The sequence below is a fragment of the Pseudomonas sp. S44 genome (assembly GCF_016624805.1).
In the GTDB taxonomy this organism is placed as follows: domain Bacteria; phylum Pseudomonadota; class Gammaproteobacteria; order Pseudomonadales; family Pseudomonadaceae; genus Aquipseudomonas; species Aquipseudomonas machongensis.
Window position 1 is genome coordinate 86,067 of record NZ_JACVTY010000008.1, and the last position, 15,483, is coordinate 101,549.

General features: G+C 65.1%; 15 protein-coding genes. 3 read left to right on the forward strand and 12 right to left on the reverse strand.

The features are described 5' to 3' along the window. Nucleotides 1-195 precede the first annotated feature (195 nt). The 9 genes from IAE40_RS08925 to IAE40_RS08965 all read right to left on the reverse strand — a co-directional run bounded on the left by IAE40_RS08925 (nucleotide 196) and on the right by IAE40_RS08965 (nucleotide 10,824). Nucleotides 196-1,749, reverse strand: a complete 1,554-nt coding sequence (locus IAE40_RS08925; RefSeq protein ID WP_200603041.1) for a GMC family oxidoreductase — start codon at nucleotides 1,747-1,749, stop codon at nucleotides 196-198. A gap of 132 nt (nucleotides 1,750-1,881) precedes the next feature. Continuing rightward, nucleotides 1,882-3,165: a C4-dicarboxylate TRAP transporter large permease protein DctM gene (dctM, locus tag IAE40_RS08930; RefSeq protein WP_200603042.1), complete on the reverse strand. Its 1,284-nt coding sequence runs from the start codon at nucleotides 3,163-3,165 to the stop codon at nucleotides 1,882-1,884. Further along, nucleotides 3,165-3,797, reverse strand: a complete 633-nt coding sequence (locus tag IAE40_RS08935; protein WP_200603043.1) for a TRAP transporter small permease — start codon at nucleotides 3,795-3,797, stop codon at nucleotides 3,165-3,167. Before IAE40_RS08935 ends, dctM begins: the two co-directional genes overlap by 1 nt. A gap of 70 nt (nucleotides 3,798-3,867) precedes the next feature. Then, nucleotides 3,868-4,866 carry a TRAP transporter substrate-binding protein gene (locus IAE40_RS08940; RefSeq protein WP_200603044.1) on the reverse strand — a complete coding sequence of 333 codons (999 nt, stop codon included), beginning with the start codon at nucleotides 4,864-4,866 and terminating at the stop codon, nucleotides 3,868-3,870. A 497-nt stretch (nucleotides 4,867-5,363) separates the two neighbouring features. Beyond that, nucleotides 5,364-6,191, reverse strand: coding sequence for an HpcH/HpaI aldolase/citrate lyase family protein (locus IAE40_RS08945; protein WP_200603045.1), 828 nt, complete (start codon nucleotides 6,189-6,191; stop codon nucleotides 5,364-5,366). A gap of 19 nt (nucleotides 6,192-6,210) precedes the next feature. Further along, nucleotides 6,211-7,410, reverse strand: coding sequence for a CaiB/BaiF CoA transferase family protein (locus IAE40_RS08950; protein ID WP_054895251.1), 1,200 nt, complete (start codon nucleotides 7,408-7,410; stop codon nucleotides 6,211-6,213). 20 nt (nucleotides 7,411-7,430) lie between these two features. Continuing rightward, nucleotides 7,431-8,780: an MmgE/PrpD family protein gene (locus tag IAE40_RS08955; protein ID WP_153774122.1), complete on the reverse strand. Its 1,350-nt coding sequence runs from the start codon at nucleotides 8,778-8,780 to the stop codon at nucleotides 7,431-7,433. Nucleotides 8,781-8,790: 10 nt separating this feature from the next. After that, the gene (locus tag IAE40_RS08960) at nucleotides 8,791-9,954 is read right to left on the reverse strand and encodes an acyl-CoA dehydrogenase family protein (protein WP_054895253.1); all 1,164 of its coding nucleotides are present in this window, start codon (nucleotides 9,952-9,954) and stop codon (nucleotides 8,791-8,793) included. 30 nt (nucleotides 9,955-9,984) lie between these two features. Beyond that, nucleotides 9,985-10,824, reverse strand: coding sequence for an FAS1-like dehydratase domain-containing protein (locus IAE40_RS08965; protein WP_054895271.1), 840 nt, complete (start codon nucleotides 10,822-10,824; stop codon nucleotides 9,985-9,987). Nucleotides 10,825-10,950: 126 nt separating this feature from the next. Here IAE40_RS08965 and IAE40_RS08970 point away from each other — a divergent pair, with 126 nt between their 5' ends. Then, nucleotides 10,951-11,856: a LysR family transcriptional regulator gene (locus tag IAE40_RS08970; protein WP_197893505.1), complete on the forward strand. Its 906-nt coding sequence runs from the start codon at nucleotides 10,951-10,953 to the stop codon at nucleotides 11,854-11,856. 141 nt (nucleotides 11,857-11,997) lie between these two features. Here IAE40_RS08970 and IAE40_RS08975 read toward each other — a convergent pair whose 3' ends face one another. From IAE40_RS08975 to IAE40_RS08985, 3 genes are read right to left on the reverse strand one after another with little or no spacing between them, the layout of a single operon-like run. Further along, entirely contained in the window at nucleotides 11,998-12,630 is a 633-nt protein-coding gene (locus IAE40_RS08975; protein ID WP_200603046.1) for a hypothetical protein, read from the reverse strand. Further along, on the reverse strand, nucleotides 12,623-13,273 hold the full coding sequence (locus tag IAE40_RS08980) for a hypothetical protein (RefSeq protein WP_197893295.1): 651 nt from the start codon (nucleotides 13,271-13,273) through the stop codon (nucleotides 12,623-12,625). The genes IAE40_RS08975 and IAE40_RS08980 overlap by 8 nt, the downstream gene beginning before the upstream one ends. Before the next feature lie 3 nt (nucleotides 13,274-13,276). Continuing rightward, entirely contained in the window at nucleotides 13,277-13,723 is a 447-nt protein-coding gene (locus tag IAE40_RS08985) for a hypothetical protein (RefSeq protein ID WP_200603047.1), read from the reverse strand. Between the two features lie 177 nt (nucleotides 13,724-13,900). On the opposite strand from IAE40_RS08985, the gene IAE40_RS08990 reads away from it, so the two are divergent. Together IAE40_RS08990 and IAE40_RS08995 are read left to right on the forward strand one after the other, a co-directional pair. Then, nucleotides 13,901-14,845: a helix-turn-helix transcriptional regulator gene (locus tag IAE40_RS08990; protein ID WP_197893293.1), complete on the forward strand. Its 945-nt coding sequence runs from the start codon at nucleotides 13,901-13,903 to the stop codon at nucleotides 14,843-14,845. Nucleotides 14,846-14,977: 132 nt separating this feature from the next. Then, the gene (locus tag IAE40_RS08995; RefSeq protein WP_054895259.1) at nucleotides 14,978-15,439 is read left to right on the forward strand and encodes a hypothetical protein; all 462 of its coding nucleotides are present in this window, start codon (nucleotides 14,978-14,980) and stop codon (nucleotides 15,437-15,439) included. Nucleotides 15,440-15,483: the final 44 nt, after the last annotated feature.

The window sequence follows — 15,483 nt, forward strand, 5'->3', positions numbered from 1 at the left end:
GCAACGATCGGTGGATTTCACAAGATCCAGTCCCGGCAGCCAGTGGTTGGATTGGCGCGGCAGTTGGCCATCAGCAACTTGGCCGAGTTCAAGACTTGGCTGGAAGACTGAATGTCCGCGCGTGCCGACACTGACTGCCAACAGCGCACGAACAACCCCACCCGTACCCTCCAAAGCTGCGTATCAGCAGCCCCCTTACAACACCGCTCGACTGCCCACCAAAAGGTCCGCCCCCCGCTCCCCAATCACCACACAAGCCGCCATCGTATTCCCCACCGTGATCCGCGGCATCACCGAAGCATCCATCACTCGCAACCCGCTCACCCCATAAACCCTCAACGCTCGATCCACCACCGCCCTCTCATCCCGGCCCATCTTCGCCGTCCCGCACTGATGCCAAAAACTCACCGCCGAGTTGCGCAAGAACCGCTCCATCCCCTGCCTATCCCGCGGCCCAGGCACCACCTCCCCGCTCACCAACCCGGCAAACGCTCGATGGTTCCCCAACTCCCTGCACAACTCGACCGAAGCCAACGCAGCGGCCATGTCCTCCGGCGCGCTCAAGGTGTTCGGCTCGATCAGCATCCTGTCCAGCACCCCGGCGCCCGACAGCCGCAACTGCCCGCGGCTGACGGGCCTGGCCAAGCCGGCGAACATCGTCCAACCCTGCGCCGGCGGGGCAATGCCGACCTCGGGGGGTGAAGGTACGGCGAATTCCAGTTGGCAGTGCAGCAAGTCCGGCGCGTCGAGGCGGGCGTCGCTCTTCCAGTACAAGGTGGCCTCGCAACCTCCGCCGCCGACCGGCTGCGGCTGCGAGTACGCCCAGGTGCAGCCGAAGGCGACGTGGTCCTGGTGGTTCTGCCCCACGCCTGGCAATACGTTGAACAATGGGATGCCGTGCGCGCGTAACTCGGCTTCCGGGCCGATGCCGGACTGCATCAACACCTTGGGGGTGTTCACCGCGCCCATCGACAGGATCACTTCACCCGTCACGTAGAAACGCTGCAGTTGGCCTTCGACCACGACCTCGACACCTCTCGCCTTACGGCCATCGAACAACACGCGAGCCACCAGCGCCTGCGTGAGGATGTGCAGGTTCGGGTTGTGCAGCCGCGGCACGATATAAGCGTCGTACACCGAGTCACGCTTGCCTTCCTTGATGCGCAGGTCAGCGATGGCGACGCCGCCGGGGCCTTCCATCATCTCGCCGTTGGGGCTGTCGAAACGGGGGATACCCAGTTGGTTGGCGGCCTCCAGGGTCGCCAAGGCGAGGGGCTGGGGCGCGTAGGGTTGGGCGACGTGCACGGGGCCGGTCGAGCCGCGGCGCAGGGGGTCGGGGTGGCCTTGCCAGTTTTCGATGCGGCGGTAATAGCCGAGCACCGATTCGTATCCCCAGCCGGGGTCGCCGCTTTCCTCGGCGAAGTGGTCCCAGTCGGTGCGGTGCCCGCGTGCCCACACCATCACGTTGATGCTGGAGCCGCCACCGAGGCCCTTGCCCATGTTCAGCGCCATGCGGCGGCCGTTCAAGGCGGGGTTGGGTTGCGCCTCGAAACCCCAGTCGCGCTCGGAACCGAGGTTCGCCGGCCATTGCGCGGGGGCGGTGACCTCCGGGCCGGTGTAGGCACTGCCGGCTTCGATCAGCAGGACACGGACGCCGGGCTGGTCGGCAAGGCGAGCGGCGACCACACACCCTGAGGTGCCGGCGCCGCAGACGATAAAGTCGTAAGTGCGATCAATCAGTTGCTGCATGCGTTCAGTCCCTGAGTGCCAGTAGGAACCGAAGATTCTGCTGCGCAGCGTGCCGCGCAGGTATCGGTCGATTATCCGACCCGGTGGAGGGCCTGCAAAAACAAAGGGCGCATCATGCGCCCTTCGTTGTTTTCACGGCATCCCCAACCACTCCGGCAACGCCAGCGATATAAACGGCACATACGTCACCAACACCAGGAACAACAACAGAATCGACAGCCACGGCAACGCCGCACGAATCGTCTGCCCCAGCGTCAATCCAGTCACCGCGCTGGTCACAAACAGGTTCAACCCCACCGGCGGATGCACCAGGCCGATCTCCATGTTCACCACCATCACGATCCCCAGGTGAATCGGGTCGATGCCCAACTTCATCGCGATCGGGAAGAAGATCGGTGCCAGGATCAGGATGATCGCCGAGGGCTCCATGAAGCTCCCCGCCACCAGCAGCACCACGTTGACCATGATCAGGAAGCCGATCGGCGTCAGGCCTTCGGAGAGCACCCACTGGGTGATCTGTTGGGGAATCTGCTCGGTAGTCAGCACGTGAGCGAAGAGCATGGCGTTGGCGATGATGAACAGCAGCATGATGGTCAGGCGGCCGGACTCGAGCAGCACCTTGGGGCAGTCCCTGAAGCTCATGTCCTTGTAGACGAACAGCGCGATGAACGCCGAGTACACCGCCGCCACGGCCGCGGCTTCGGTGGGGGTGAACATGCCGCTGTAGATACCGCCGAGGATGATCACCAGCAGCAACAGGCCCCAGAACGCGCGGCGGGCGGTGCGCAGCCATTCGGCGAAGCTGGCACGCGGCTGGGCGGGGAGTTTCTTGATGCGGGCGACGATGTAGATGGTCACCATCAGGAAGATGCCCAGCAGGATGCCTGGTACCACACCGGCCATGAACAGCTTGCCGACCGAGGTTTCGGTGGCGGCCGAGTACACCACCATGACGATCGATGGCGGAATGAGGATGCCGAGGGTGCCGGCGTTGCAGATGATCCCGGCGCCGAACTCCTTCGGATAGCCCGAGCGCACCATGCCGGCCACGGCGATGGAGCCGACTGCGGCGACGGTGGCGGGCGAGGAGCCGGACAGCGCGGCGAACAGCATGCATGCCAGCACTGCGGCAATGGCCAGGCCGCCGCGGATGTGGCCGACGCAGGCGTTGGCGAAGTCGATCAGACGTTGAGCAACGCCGCCGGTGGTCATGAACGCGCCCGACAGCAGGAAGAACGGGATCGCCAGGAAGGTGTAGCTGTCGGAGGTTTCGAACAGCTTGATCGCCAGCGAGCTGAGCGAATCCTGGCTGAACAGCAGGATCGACACCGCGCCCGACAGGCCAAGGGAGATGGCGATCGGCACGCCGAGGAACATGAACACGAACAGCAGCAGGAACAGGCAGATAACGGTCATCAGTGTGACTCCTCGCCCGGATTGGCCAGTTTGCTCGCTTCCGCTGCTTCATCCGCGAGGCCGAGGCCGGTCTGGCGGTGGGTGAAGATGCGGTAGAGGATTTCCAGGTAGCGCACGATGATCAGGGCGAAGCCGAACGGCACGATCATGGCGATGTGGCCGATCTTGATGCCGTAGCGGTCGAGGTCTTCGGCACCGATACCGGCGACGAACACCGCGCTCACCCACTTGATGCTGGCGACCAGGAACAACCCGGCGTAGGCCAGGCAGCAGGCGCAGGCGATCATCGCCAGGATGCGTTGCACCGGCTTGCGCGCACGCCGCACCAGCACATCGACGCCAAGGTGGCCGGCGGTGCGTACGCCGTAGGCGATACCGAAGAAGATCAGCCAGCCGAACAGCGCCTTGGTCAGGGCGATGCTCCAGGTCATTTCCTGGGCGTAGCCCATGAGGTGGTCGCCGATGCCGAGCATCAGCTCGCTGGCGAAGCTCCAGTGGTCGCTGAGGGTGTAGAACAGGGTGTAGAGGTTGTTCAGCGCCACGTAGATGAAGGTGATCAAGGTCATGGCTGCCAGGAGGAAGGCGATCATGCCCTCCTCGAAGTGCTCCCAGACGCGTCTGATCCTGTGCATGGGCATTCTCCGGACAGAAGGAAGCCGGGCCACCTGCGCTGCAGGTGGCCATGGGTGATGGGGGCGACGATCAGGACGGCTTGTTGGCGTCGTCGGCAGCCTTGATCAGGTCGGCGCCGATCTGGTCGGAGAACTTGTCCCACACCAGGCGCATGGCTTCACGCCACTGGGCGCGCTGCTCGGCGGTGAGCGGGTCGATCTCGCTGGTCTTGGCGTCGAGGATCTTCTGCCGGGAAGCCTGGTTGAGTTCCTCGGCTTGCTTGTTCACCTCGACGGTGACCTTGTCCATGATCGTCTGCAGCTCGCCGCGCACGTCTTCAGGCAGGCTGTTCCAGAACTTGGCGTTGGTGATCACCATGTAGTCGATCAGGCCGTGGTTGGTCTCGGTGAAGAACGGCTGGACTTCGTTGACCTTCTGGCTCTCGTAGTTCGACCAGGTGTTCTCGGTGCCGTTGACGGTACCGGTCTGCAGGCCCTGGTAGACCTCGGCGAAGCTCATCTTGCGCGGGTTGGCGCGGATGGCCTTGAACTGCTCCTCGAGCACACTGGAGGCCTGCACACGGAACTTCAGGCCGCGCGCGTCCTTGGGCAGGATCACCTTCTTGTTCGCCGACAGCTGCTTGAGGCCGTTGTGCCAGTAGGCCAGGCCACGGATGCCCTTGTCTTCCATCGAGGTCAGCAGCGCCTTGCCCTGCGGGCCTTGCTGGAAGCGGTCGACGGCTTCGAGGTCGTTGAACAGGAACGGCAGGTCGAACAGTTGCACCTGCTTGTTGTAGTGCTCGAACTTGGCCAGCGACGGCGCGAGCATCTGCACATCGCCCAGCAGCAGGGCTTCCATCTCCTTGCCATCGCCGAACAGCGAGGAGTTGGGGTAGACCTCGACCTTGACCTTGCCCTTGAGCTGCGGGTCGGCCTCGACCAGTTTCTGGAACATCAGCGCGCCCTGGCCCTTGGGCGTGCTGTCGGCCACTACGTGGGCGAACTTGATGATCACAGGATCGGCAGCCTGGGCGAGCCCGGCCATGGACACGGAGGCGGCGCACAACAGCGCCTGGGTCAGCTTCAACATCGGTGTCACCTTTTATTGTTGTTGGAAGGGGTCAGCAGGGAAGCGTTGCCAAGGGTACGATGGCCCAATCGGGCGTGTTTCGAGAATCAGCTTTTGTGTAAGCCCGCGTTTGGCTGAGGTGAACGCTCCTGGATGGGTGGGGGATGGCACCGGCTATGCCGGTGTTCGCGGGCAAGCCCGCTCCTACAGATACATCAGTGGGCATGGCACCGGCTATGCCGGTATTCGCGGGCAAGCCCGCTCCTACAGGTACAGCGTTGAGCACAGAGTCAGCGCTGTAGCTGCCACTGTCTTGTTCAAAGTCTTAAACCAGCCCAGCTCCTGTGGGAGCGGGCTTGCCCGCGAAAAGGACACCGCGGTGTCGGGCACCGGCTTTGCCGGTGATCGCGGGGCAAGCCCGCTCTTACAGGGATTGGGCTGGCCTTTAGATTTTGATCAAGACAGTTGCACCCACAAATGCATCGGTGGGGACACCGCCGGTTTGCCCCGCGAAAGGCCTAGGTGCTTTCGGCCAATGCCAACAGGCGCTGCGCCCGCAACAGCACCGGCGCATCGATCATCTGCCCATCGAGCTGGAACGCCCCGGCACCCTTGGCCGCCACACTGGCGTCCACCACCCGCCGTGCCCAGGTCAGCTCTTCGCTGCTCGGCGCCAGCACGCCATGAATCAACGGCACCTGGCTGGGATGGATGCACAGCGCCCCGCCATAGCCCATGTCATAGGCATGGCGCATGGCCCGCTGCTGCCCTTGCGGGTCGCCAATCGCCGGAAACACGCCGTCCAGCGGCGGTGCCAGGTCGGCGCCGCGTGAATGCAGTTGCACCGCCATGCGCGCCTGGTCAAGAAAGCGCTGGGCCGAGGCGCTGTCGGTGTTGAGGTTCAGGTCCAGCGCCAGGTCCAGGCTGCCGAACGACAGACGCTCGACCCCCTCGGCACCGGCAATGCGCTCCAGTGCCAGCAAGCCCTTGGCCGTCTCGATGATCGGCAGCACCGGTTTGCCAGTGCGCGCAGCTACTGCGACCTGGGCGGCATTTTCCACCTTGGGCAGCAGCACAGCGCTGACACCGGACTGCTGCGCGCAGAACGCCAGGTCATCGGCATGCCCGGCATGCTCCGGGGCGTTGACCCTGACCCACACCCGCGCCTGCGGATGGGCCGTGAGAAAGGCCGCGAGATTGTCACGCGCCTGAAGCTTGAGCGGCTCCTCGACGGCATCCTCGAAATCGACGATAACGGCATCGGCGCCCGCAGCCAGGGCCTTGGCAAAACGCTCGGGACGGCTGCCCGGCACGAACAGCGCCGAACGGACGATGGTTTGCGGCATCAGCAATCACTCCTTGTCATCAAACGACACCAGCAGCCGCCAGTCGGGCCTGGTCGTCGGCCGAAAAACCCAGCTCCTCGAGGATCGCCGCGCTGTGCTGCCCCAATCCCGGCACCGGGTCCATGCGCGGGGTAAAGGCGGCGTTGCGCCCTGGCGGCAGCAGCGACGGCAGCTTGCCAGCCGGGCTGTCGACCTCGCGCCAGCAGTCCCTGGCCTTGAGCTGCGGGTGCTGCCAGACGCCCTGCATGTCGTTGACCCGGGCGTTGGCGATCTGCGCGTCTTCGAGACGTGCCACCACCTCATCCAGCGACAGTTCGGCGAAGCCGTCGATGATGATCTGGCGCAGCACCTCGCGGTTCTCCGAGCGCCGGAAGTTCGCGGAGAAACGCGCATCGCTGGCCAGCGCCGGGTCGAGCAGGACCTTTTCACAGAACAACTGCCATTCCCGCTCGTTCTGCAGCCCGAGCATGATGGTGCCGCCACCGCCGGTGGGGAACGGCCCATACGGGTAGATGGTCGAGTGCGACGCGCCCGCCCGCGGTGGTGGCGGCGCGCCGTTGTAGGCGTAGTACATCGGGTAGCCCATCCATTCCACCAGGCTCTCCAGCATCGATACGTCGATACGGCTGCCGATACCAGTCTTGTCACGCAGCAGCAGCGCCGACAGCACGCCGGTGTAGGCATACATACCGGCAGCGATATCGGCGACGGAGCATCCGGCCTTGGCCATCTGCTCGTCGCCCGGCCCGCCGGTCACCGAGAGAAAGCCGCCCTCGCTCTGGATCAGCAGGTCGTAGGCCTTCTTCTTCTCGTACGGGCCACCTTCGCCGTAGCCGGAAATATCACAGACGATCAGCCGCGGAAAACGCGCGTGCAGGGCCTCGAACGACAAGCCCATGCGCGCCGCCGCACCCGGCGCGAGGTTCTGCACCAGCACGTCGGCCTTGGCCAGCAGCGCCAGGAGAATGTCGTCGGCCTCGTCCTGCTTGAGGTCCAGGGTCAGGCTCTGCTTGGAGCGGTTGGTCCAGACGAAGTGCGAGGCCAGGCCATCGACACGCTGGTCGTAGCCGCGGGCGAAGTCGCCGCTGCCGGGGCGCTCGATCTTGATCACGCGCGCGCCCAGGTCCGCCAGTTGGCGGGTGCAGAACGGCGCGGCGATGGCATGTTCCAGGCTGACGACGGTGATGCCGTCCAGCGGGCGGGGAGCGGATTGGGTCATGGCAAATTCCTGTTCGGTGTTCAATGCAGGTCCGCCAGCGACTGCGCGTCACGCAGTTGCCAGACGCGCTCGATCAGCGCACGGCCCTCGGCCTCGCTGCGCTGCCCGGCATAGGCCAGCAGGCGCTGGAACTTGGCCTCCAGCTCCGGGCGCGACAGGGTATTGCCGGGGTCGCCCTTGGGTTCGTCGATGGCCGCGCTGAACTGCCGGCCATCGACGCAGCGCACCTCGACCCGGCCCAGCCAGCGCGCCGGGTAGGCGCCGTCCACTTCGGGGTCCAGTTGCATACGCACCTTGTCGCGGAACGCGGCGATGCGCGGGTCCGTCAGTGCCAGGTCGCGGAACTCCAGCAACTGCGCGCTGCCGTGCACGGCGATCAGGCCCAGCACCGTGCCCATGGAGAACTTGGCCTGGTGCACGGTGCTCGGCGTGGTCACCCGCCCCAACACATCGATGGCGCCCTGGTGTACGCGGGTGATCACCTCGGCGATCTGCTCATGGCCCAGCCCCTCGCGCTGCATCAGGTGCAGCAGCGCATCGGCGGCTGGGTGGGTGTGGCGGCACGAGGCGTGGAACTTGAACGAGGTTTCCGCCAGCGCCCAGCGCGTACCGAGCCGGTCGGACAGCCGCGCCGGGTCGGCGTCGGTGGACATGCCCGCAGCCATGCCCTGGTCACCTTCGAGAATGTTGCGCGCACCGCTCAGGCCATCGGCGGTGAGGTAGGCCGCAAGCAAGCCATCGGCGGCGGCCTTGGCAGTGTGCAGCTGCTTGGAATCGGCGGCGTCGCGCAGAAACTCCCACAGGCCGGCGGCCTGGGTGCCGGCGCTGCCGAGCAGGTTGATGAACTGCTCCTGATTGAAGTCCAGCAGCTTGCCCACGCCCACAGCAGCAGCCAGGGTGCCGACGGTGGCGGTGGTGTGGAAGATCCGATAGTGCGAACGGCCAAGGAATTCGCCGATGCGAATGCCGGCTTCGTAGCCAGCCACCGAGGCCAGCAGCAGGTCCTGGCCGGACTTGCCCAGGTCTTGCGCGGCCGCCAGCACGGCGGAGAACACCACGGTGGCCGGGTGCAGCACGGAGCTGTTGTGCAGGTCGTCCTGCTCGACCAGGTGCGAGGCGGCGCCGTTGACCAGCGCGGCGAAATAGGCCGAGGTGCGCCGGCCATTGGTCAGCACCCGCGCACGGCCTGACGAGGGCCCCATGCGCTCGGCGTAACGCTCGAACAGCGGGATCGGGTGCGATCCCTGGCTGGCCAGGGCCGAGCCGAGCCAGTCGAGGAACAGGTCTTCGGTGCGGTCCAGCACGCTGCTGGGGATGGCCTCGTAGCGCAGGTCGGCCAGGAAGCCGGCCAGGGCTTGGGTATCACGCATGGTCGGCTCCTCAGAAGCTGCGCGGCAGCTCGAGCAGGTGCTCGGCCACGTACGACAGGATCAGGTTGGTGGAGATCGGCGCCACCTGGTACAGGCGGGTCTCGCGGAACTTGCGCTCGACGTCGTATTCGTTGGCAAAGCCGAAGCCGCCGTGGGTCTGCAGGCAAGCGTTGGCCGCCTCCCACGAGGCCTTGGCCGCGAGGTACTTGGCCATGTTCGCCGCCGCCCCGGCGTTGGCGCCGCTGTCGTATTCGGCGCAGGCGCGCCAGCGCATCAGGTCGGCGGCCTCGATCTCGATATGGGCTTCGGCGATGGGGAACTGCACCCCCTGGTTCTGCCCGATCGGGCGACCGAACACCACGCGGTCGCGGGCGTACTGGCTGGCCTTTTCGACGAACCAGCGACCATCACCGATGCACTCGGCGGCAATCAGCGTGCGCTCGGCGTTCAGGCCGTCGAGGATGTAGCGGAAGCCTTTGCCTTCCTCGCCAATCAGGCTGCTGGCCGGGATTTCCAGGTTGTCGAAGAACAGCTCGTTGGTCTCGTGGTTGACCATGTTGGCGATCGGCTGCACGGTCAGGCCGTTGCCGATCGCTTCACGCAGGTCGACCAGGAAGATCGACATGCCTTCGGATTTCTTCTTCACCTCCGGCAGCGGCGTGGTGCGCGCCAGCAAGATCATCAGGTCAGAATGCTGCACGCGCGAGATCCACACTTTCTGCCCATTGATCACATACTTGTCGCCCTGGCGCACGGCGGTGGTCTTGATCTTGGTGGTGTCGGTGCCGGTGGTCGGCTCGGTCACGCCCATCGACTGCAGCCGCAGCTCGCCACTGGCGAGCTTGGGCAGGTAGAAGCGCTTCTGCTCGTCGCTGCCGTTTCGCAGCAAGGTGAACATGTTGTACATCTGCCCGTGGATGGTGCCGGAGTTGCCGCCGCAGCGGTTGACCTCCTCGAGAATCACCGACGCCTCGGCCAGGCCCAGGCCCGATCCGCCGTATTCCTCGGGGATCATCGCCGACAGCCAGCCGGCATCGGTCATGGCCTTGACGAAGGCTTCCGGAAAACCTTTTTCTTCATCGATCCGGCGCCAGTATTCGGCGGGGAATTCGGCGCACAGGGCGCGCACGCCCTCGCGGATGGCATTGAGGTCATCGCTGTCGTAGCTGTGCATGTGTGGACTCTCTGCGAAGGCTTGAGGAGGTCAGTCGAAGGTCACTTCGGCACTCTGTGCGGTGCCGTCGGCGTTACCGGCCCACAGGCGCGCCTTGCCAGGTGCCTCGATGCAGCCACTGACCTGGAATGCTGCAGGCAGGGTCAGCGGCCGCACACCGCGGTAGGCGAAGTGGCGCACGGGCTTGTCGGGGTGGGCCCGCACGAAGGCGCGCAGGTTGAGGGTGGCGATCATCGGGCCATGCACCACCAGGCCGGGGTAGCCTTCGGTCTCGGTGACGTAGGGGTGGTCGTAGTGGATGCGGTGGCCGTTGAAGGTGATCGCCGAGTAGCGGAACAGCAACGTCGGCGTCGGGGTGATGGTTTCGCTCCACTCACCCACCTCGCTCGGCGTGCCGCTGCCGCGCTTGGGCGGATTGGGCTCGCGGTAGACGATGTCCTGCTCCTCGCGGATGCACAGGCGGCCGTCCTGGGAGTAGTCGTGGCGCACGGTGACGAACAGCAGTGCGCCGGTGCGTCCGTGCTTTTCCTCGATGTGCAGGATGGTCGACAGGCGGTGGGCTTCACCGCCGACTTTCAGCGGCGCGATGAACTCGACCCGCCCGCCAGCCCACATGCGGTTGCGGTTGTCGGCCGGAGGCAGGAAGCCGCCACGGGCAGGATGACCGTCGCTGCCCAGTTGCGACTCTGGCAGCGGCTCCTGGAAGAAGCACCAGGTCCACAGATGCGGCAGCGCATCACCATGGCCTGGCGCGGCCTCACCGAAGGTCGCGGCAATGCGCTTGACCAGGTTGCGGCTGAGCACATCCCAGGCCTCTTCGGTGCGGCCGATCCAGGCGCTGAAGTCGGTGGGCGAAGTCGAAGCAGTCATGAGCATGGGCCTCTGCATTTGTTGTTATGGGCCGATCATGCGAGGCGCCCGGCATTCTGTGAATTTGCATTTGCGTAAACCAGCGTTCATAAATGCCGAACGCCTCTGCTACGACAGGACTCCCCCATGCACTTCGACCTGGCTGACTTGCGGCTCTTTATCCACATCGGCGAATCGCCGAGCCTCACCCAAGGTGCGCGCCGTGCGTTTCTCTCCCCCGCCGCAGCCAGCGCGCGGATCAAGGCCCTCGAGGCGCAGCTCGACACCCGCCTGCTGTACCGCGACAGCCGTGGCGTGGAGCTGACGCCCGCCGGTCAGAAACTGCTGACCCATGCGCGCCTGATCATGCGTCAGGTGGAGTACCTCAAGGCCGAGTTCACCCAGTTCGGCACCGACTCGGCCGGGCACATCCGCATCTTCGCCAACACCACTGCGGTGACCGAGTTCCTGCCCGAAGTGCTGGCCGGGTTTCTCGCCCAGCGGCCTGGAGTGACGGTCGATCTGCAGGAGCGGCTGTCACGCGATATCGTGCGCGGGGTGCTCGATGGCAGCAGCGACATGGGCATCATCGCCGGGCCCGTGGAGGCGGCCGGGCTGCAGGTGATGCGCTTCAGTACCGACCGGCTGGTGCTGATCGTGCCGGCCGGTCACGAGCTGGCGGGCCGCAAGCAGGTGACGCTCAAGCAGACCCTGGCCTACCAGCACATCGGCCTGCATGACGGCAGCACCTTGCTGACCTTCTTGCGCGATCACGTCGAGCGTATTGGCCAGAGCCTGGCGCTGCGGATCCAGATGTCGAGCTTCGAGGCGATCTGCCGGATGGTCGAGGCCGGCGTGGGGATCGGGATCATCCCCGAGTCTTCGGCGATGCGGCACAGCCACACCATGAACCTGGTGACCATCGAGCTGGACGAGCCGTGGGCGGTGCGTGAGCGCAGCATCCTGGTGCGCGAGCTGGATGCATTGCCGGGGACGGTACGGGCGTTGATCGCGACCTTGATGCCGGCCGGCCAAACGACACAGCCTGTGTAGGAGCGCAGGTCCCTGTGGGAGCGGCGGTTCGGCGCCCCGACTTGCCCGCGAAAGCAACACCGCGCTGCATGGCACCGGCTACGCCGGTGATCGCGGGACAAGTCGCAGCGGCGAACCGCCGCTCCCACCGGGATTGGGCAGTCAGGGAAGCTCACCCAACTGCCCCAGCGTGCGCCGCGCCTGGGCTGCTTCCATGCAGACATACAGCCGGTCGGTCAGCGCCTGCAGATCGACGCGCCGCCCGTCCACCACCGGCGTGCACACCCACAACTTCACCCGCAAGCCACCGGCCACTGGCCACGCATCCGGCGCCACCAGTGACTTGAAGCAGGCCGGTGCGAGCTGCGGCACACGGCTGATGGCTGCCAGCGAAAACACCAGCGTCATGCTCAGGTGACGCTGGTCGATTTCGAACCCATCGAAACAGGACAAGGGCGTCGGCGCGTGCGAGTTGGCGAACAGCACAGAGTCGTCAGTCACACTCAACACACACTTGCCATGTCGGCGGCGCAGCCCCTCGGCGAGCGCCAGCCCAGCCATGCCGGCAACCAGCAACAGCACGCCAGGCCCCCACAGCAACCAGTGCCCGGATTGCATCTGCCACTGCGCAGGCAAACTGGCCAGCCAGCCGCCGACCAACACCAGCGAAAACGCCAGCAACGCACAGGCCAGCGCCTTGCCACGCGAGGATTCGTGCAGCGCCCATGGCTTGCAGGACTCCTCCGCGTGAGCCCTGAGCCAGGCCAGCAAGGTTTCCCGGTCGGTGTCAGCCATGAACCTGCAGGGCATCCAGTTGCTGCTGTGCACAGGCGGCGTCGCGGTAGGCACCCAGCAGCGCGGCGATTTCGTCGCAGCTCAGCTTGCGCCCACCGGTCATCAGCCCGGCAGAGTGGATGCGTACATGCGGCTCGGGTTTGTTCAGCGCCATGGCCTGGTTGCCGAATACCTGCAACCTCGCCACATGGTGCGTGGGCAGATGGGCGTGAGAGTCGAGCGTGAGTTTCTGCAGGGTCAGCAGCCCTTCGTCCTTGACCAGGATGTCCTGCACCTCGGCCATTTCGATCGGCGCATCGAGCGTATCGACGAACAGCTGGCGACGGGTCAGGCGCATGAACACCTGCTTGCCCGCGTCCCGGTGCTGCCAGGTGACGAGCAGGGAAAACACGACCAGGAAGCCAGCGCATACCGTCAGCCCGGTTCGCCCCATGTTGATGGCCATCGCCAGCATGCCCAGCGATACCAGCAACATGATCGGGCCCCACAGCTTGTAGCGTCGGGAGTTGGTGAATTCGGTCTGCTCAGGAACTCGCTCGATCATCAGGCGCAGTTCGGCGATCACGCGGTCGCGCTGGGCCGCTCGGGACTGGCCGTACTCATCGGGAGAAAGGGAGGGATCAGGGTGTTGTGGCGTGGTCATGGCTTACTCGTTACGGGCATTGAGGTAATCGGTCAGGAACGCCTGGGCGTTACCCTGTTCGGACAGGGACTGCGAGTAGCCGATCTTCAGCGCCTGGGCTTCGCCCGGCAGGTACAGTTCGCTGGCGCTCCAGCTGTCCGAACCCTGGATCACCAGTGCAGCGAACTTTTGGCCGTCGATCGTGGTGTAGTAGCGGGTCAGCTTGTCGGTCTTCTCGACTTTCATCTTCTGGATGCGCATGTTCCAGTCGTGGTCGACGCCCTCGACCTGCACCAGCGCCTCGTTGGCGCTGCGCTCACCGATACGCAGGGTCCAGACCTTCACGCCCTGCTCGCCGGCATAGGCCACGACCTTTTCGGCCACCGATGGACGCTCCTCGGCCTGGGCCATGGCGCCCACAAGCGCCAGCGCTGCGACCATGCCGGCCGCCCATCTGCGATGAATCGACATACTGCTTGCTCCTCGAAATTCTGGGGCCTTGTATTGAAAGGGGCATGGGCCAGCCTGCCAACCGGCCTGGCCGCTGCGCACAACAAACAGGCCGTCGCGCACAATGGCTGACGTCCTAGGCGTGTTCGCGTTAACATTCCGCGACCCGCCACGACACCCTATGGACAGGCTTGGCAGATGGAACGCTGGACCCCTTACCTGGACATGCAGTTCAGCTTCGACCGCCCAGGCTCGCTGGCCCAGGCGGGCGTCCTCGACAGCGCCGCCAGCCACGTCATGGGCAGTGCGATCGGTCATTACCGCGCCCACACCGTGCGTGCGCACCTGCAGTACTTCGACTGCGACCTGCAATTTCCCGAGCCGCTGCGCATCCACAAAGTGTTGCCCGACAGCCTGTGCCTGGTGCACATGCTCAGCGGCCAATGGCAGCACCGGGTCGACGGCCAGCTCAACCACTACCTCACCGGCAAGACCTATGCGCTGGGCCTGAGCGAGCACATGGAAGCCTTCGACCAGTTGCCCGCCGACAGCCATGCGCGCATGGCCGGGCTGCGCGTTGGTGCCGACTACCTGCGCGAACTGGCCGAGGAAGATCCGCACCTGCAATCCTTGATCGTGTTGCTCGACGACGGCATGAAATTCACCGATTTCGAGCGCTGCCCGGCGCTGGGTCGCCTGCTGCAGCAGCTCTACCATTCGCCCTACCACGGCACGCTCAAGCGCCTGCACCAGGAAAGCCTGAGCCTGGCCGTGCTGGTGGAACTGGCCACGCACCTCGGCAACCGTCCGCTGGCGCCTGCGCCGACGGTTCGCGGCCAGCGCGACCTGGCCCATGAGGCGCGGCGCCTGCTCGACCTGAACCTGGTCGACCCGCCCGGCAGCCTGGCGCTGGCCCGACAGCTAGGGGTGGGCGAAACCACCCTGCGCCGCGCCTTCGCCAAGGTGTTCGGCCAGTCGATGCTGCAGTACCTGCGCCAGCAGCGCATGGAGCTGGCCCGCACGTTGTTGCTGCAACGCAAATGGCAGGTGGCACAGATCGCCTATCGCCTGGGCTATGCCAACCCGGCCAATTTCAGCAACGCCTACAAGGCCTACCACGGGCATCCGCCGGGTATGGAGTGATCGCCTGCGCTGTGAAAGCTGTGAGCTGTTGTGAATCGTTGTGAAGCCTCACAGTACTAGCCAATTGCCCATGCTACCGTCCGGAGCCGTCATCAAGACGACCCCTTCATTTCCGTTTCGGGAGCAGCGCCAATGTCTACCATCACCCCCGCTGGTAGCGGGTCCAATACTCCAAAAGCCTCGAGCTCGGCCTTCGACAACCGCCTGGATACCGCCAAGTCGAGCCAGGTGATCGCCGACTACATGCGCCAGACCGGCAAGTCGGCCATCACCAAGGATGAACTCGACAAGCTGGCCGACAACAAGTCAGGCAACGTGCCGGCCAATGTGTCGGATGCGGCGAAATACATGCAGCGCCACCCGGATGTGTTCACTGCCATCGAAACCCATGACGTACCCGGCGCCGACAACCTGTCCGGGGTATGGAACTTCGATTGGGCGGCCAAGGGCGGCCTGGCCGGCACCCCGACCGACGCCATCGCCAAGATGCAGGACACCTTCGACCTGGCGATCGAGAAGTCGGCAAAGATCACTGAAGTGACGACAGGCAAGAAAGCCGAGCTGGATGCGACCAAGCAGCGGCCGAGCAACTGATTCAAGGGCTTTGGTGGTTTGGCCGTTCAGTGCCACTCCAGGTT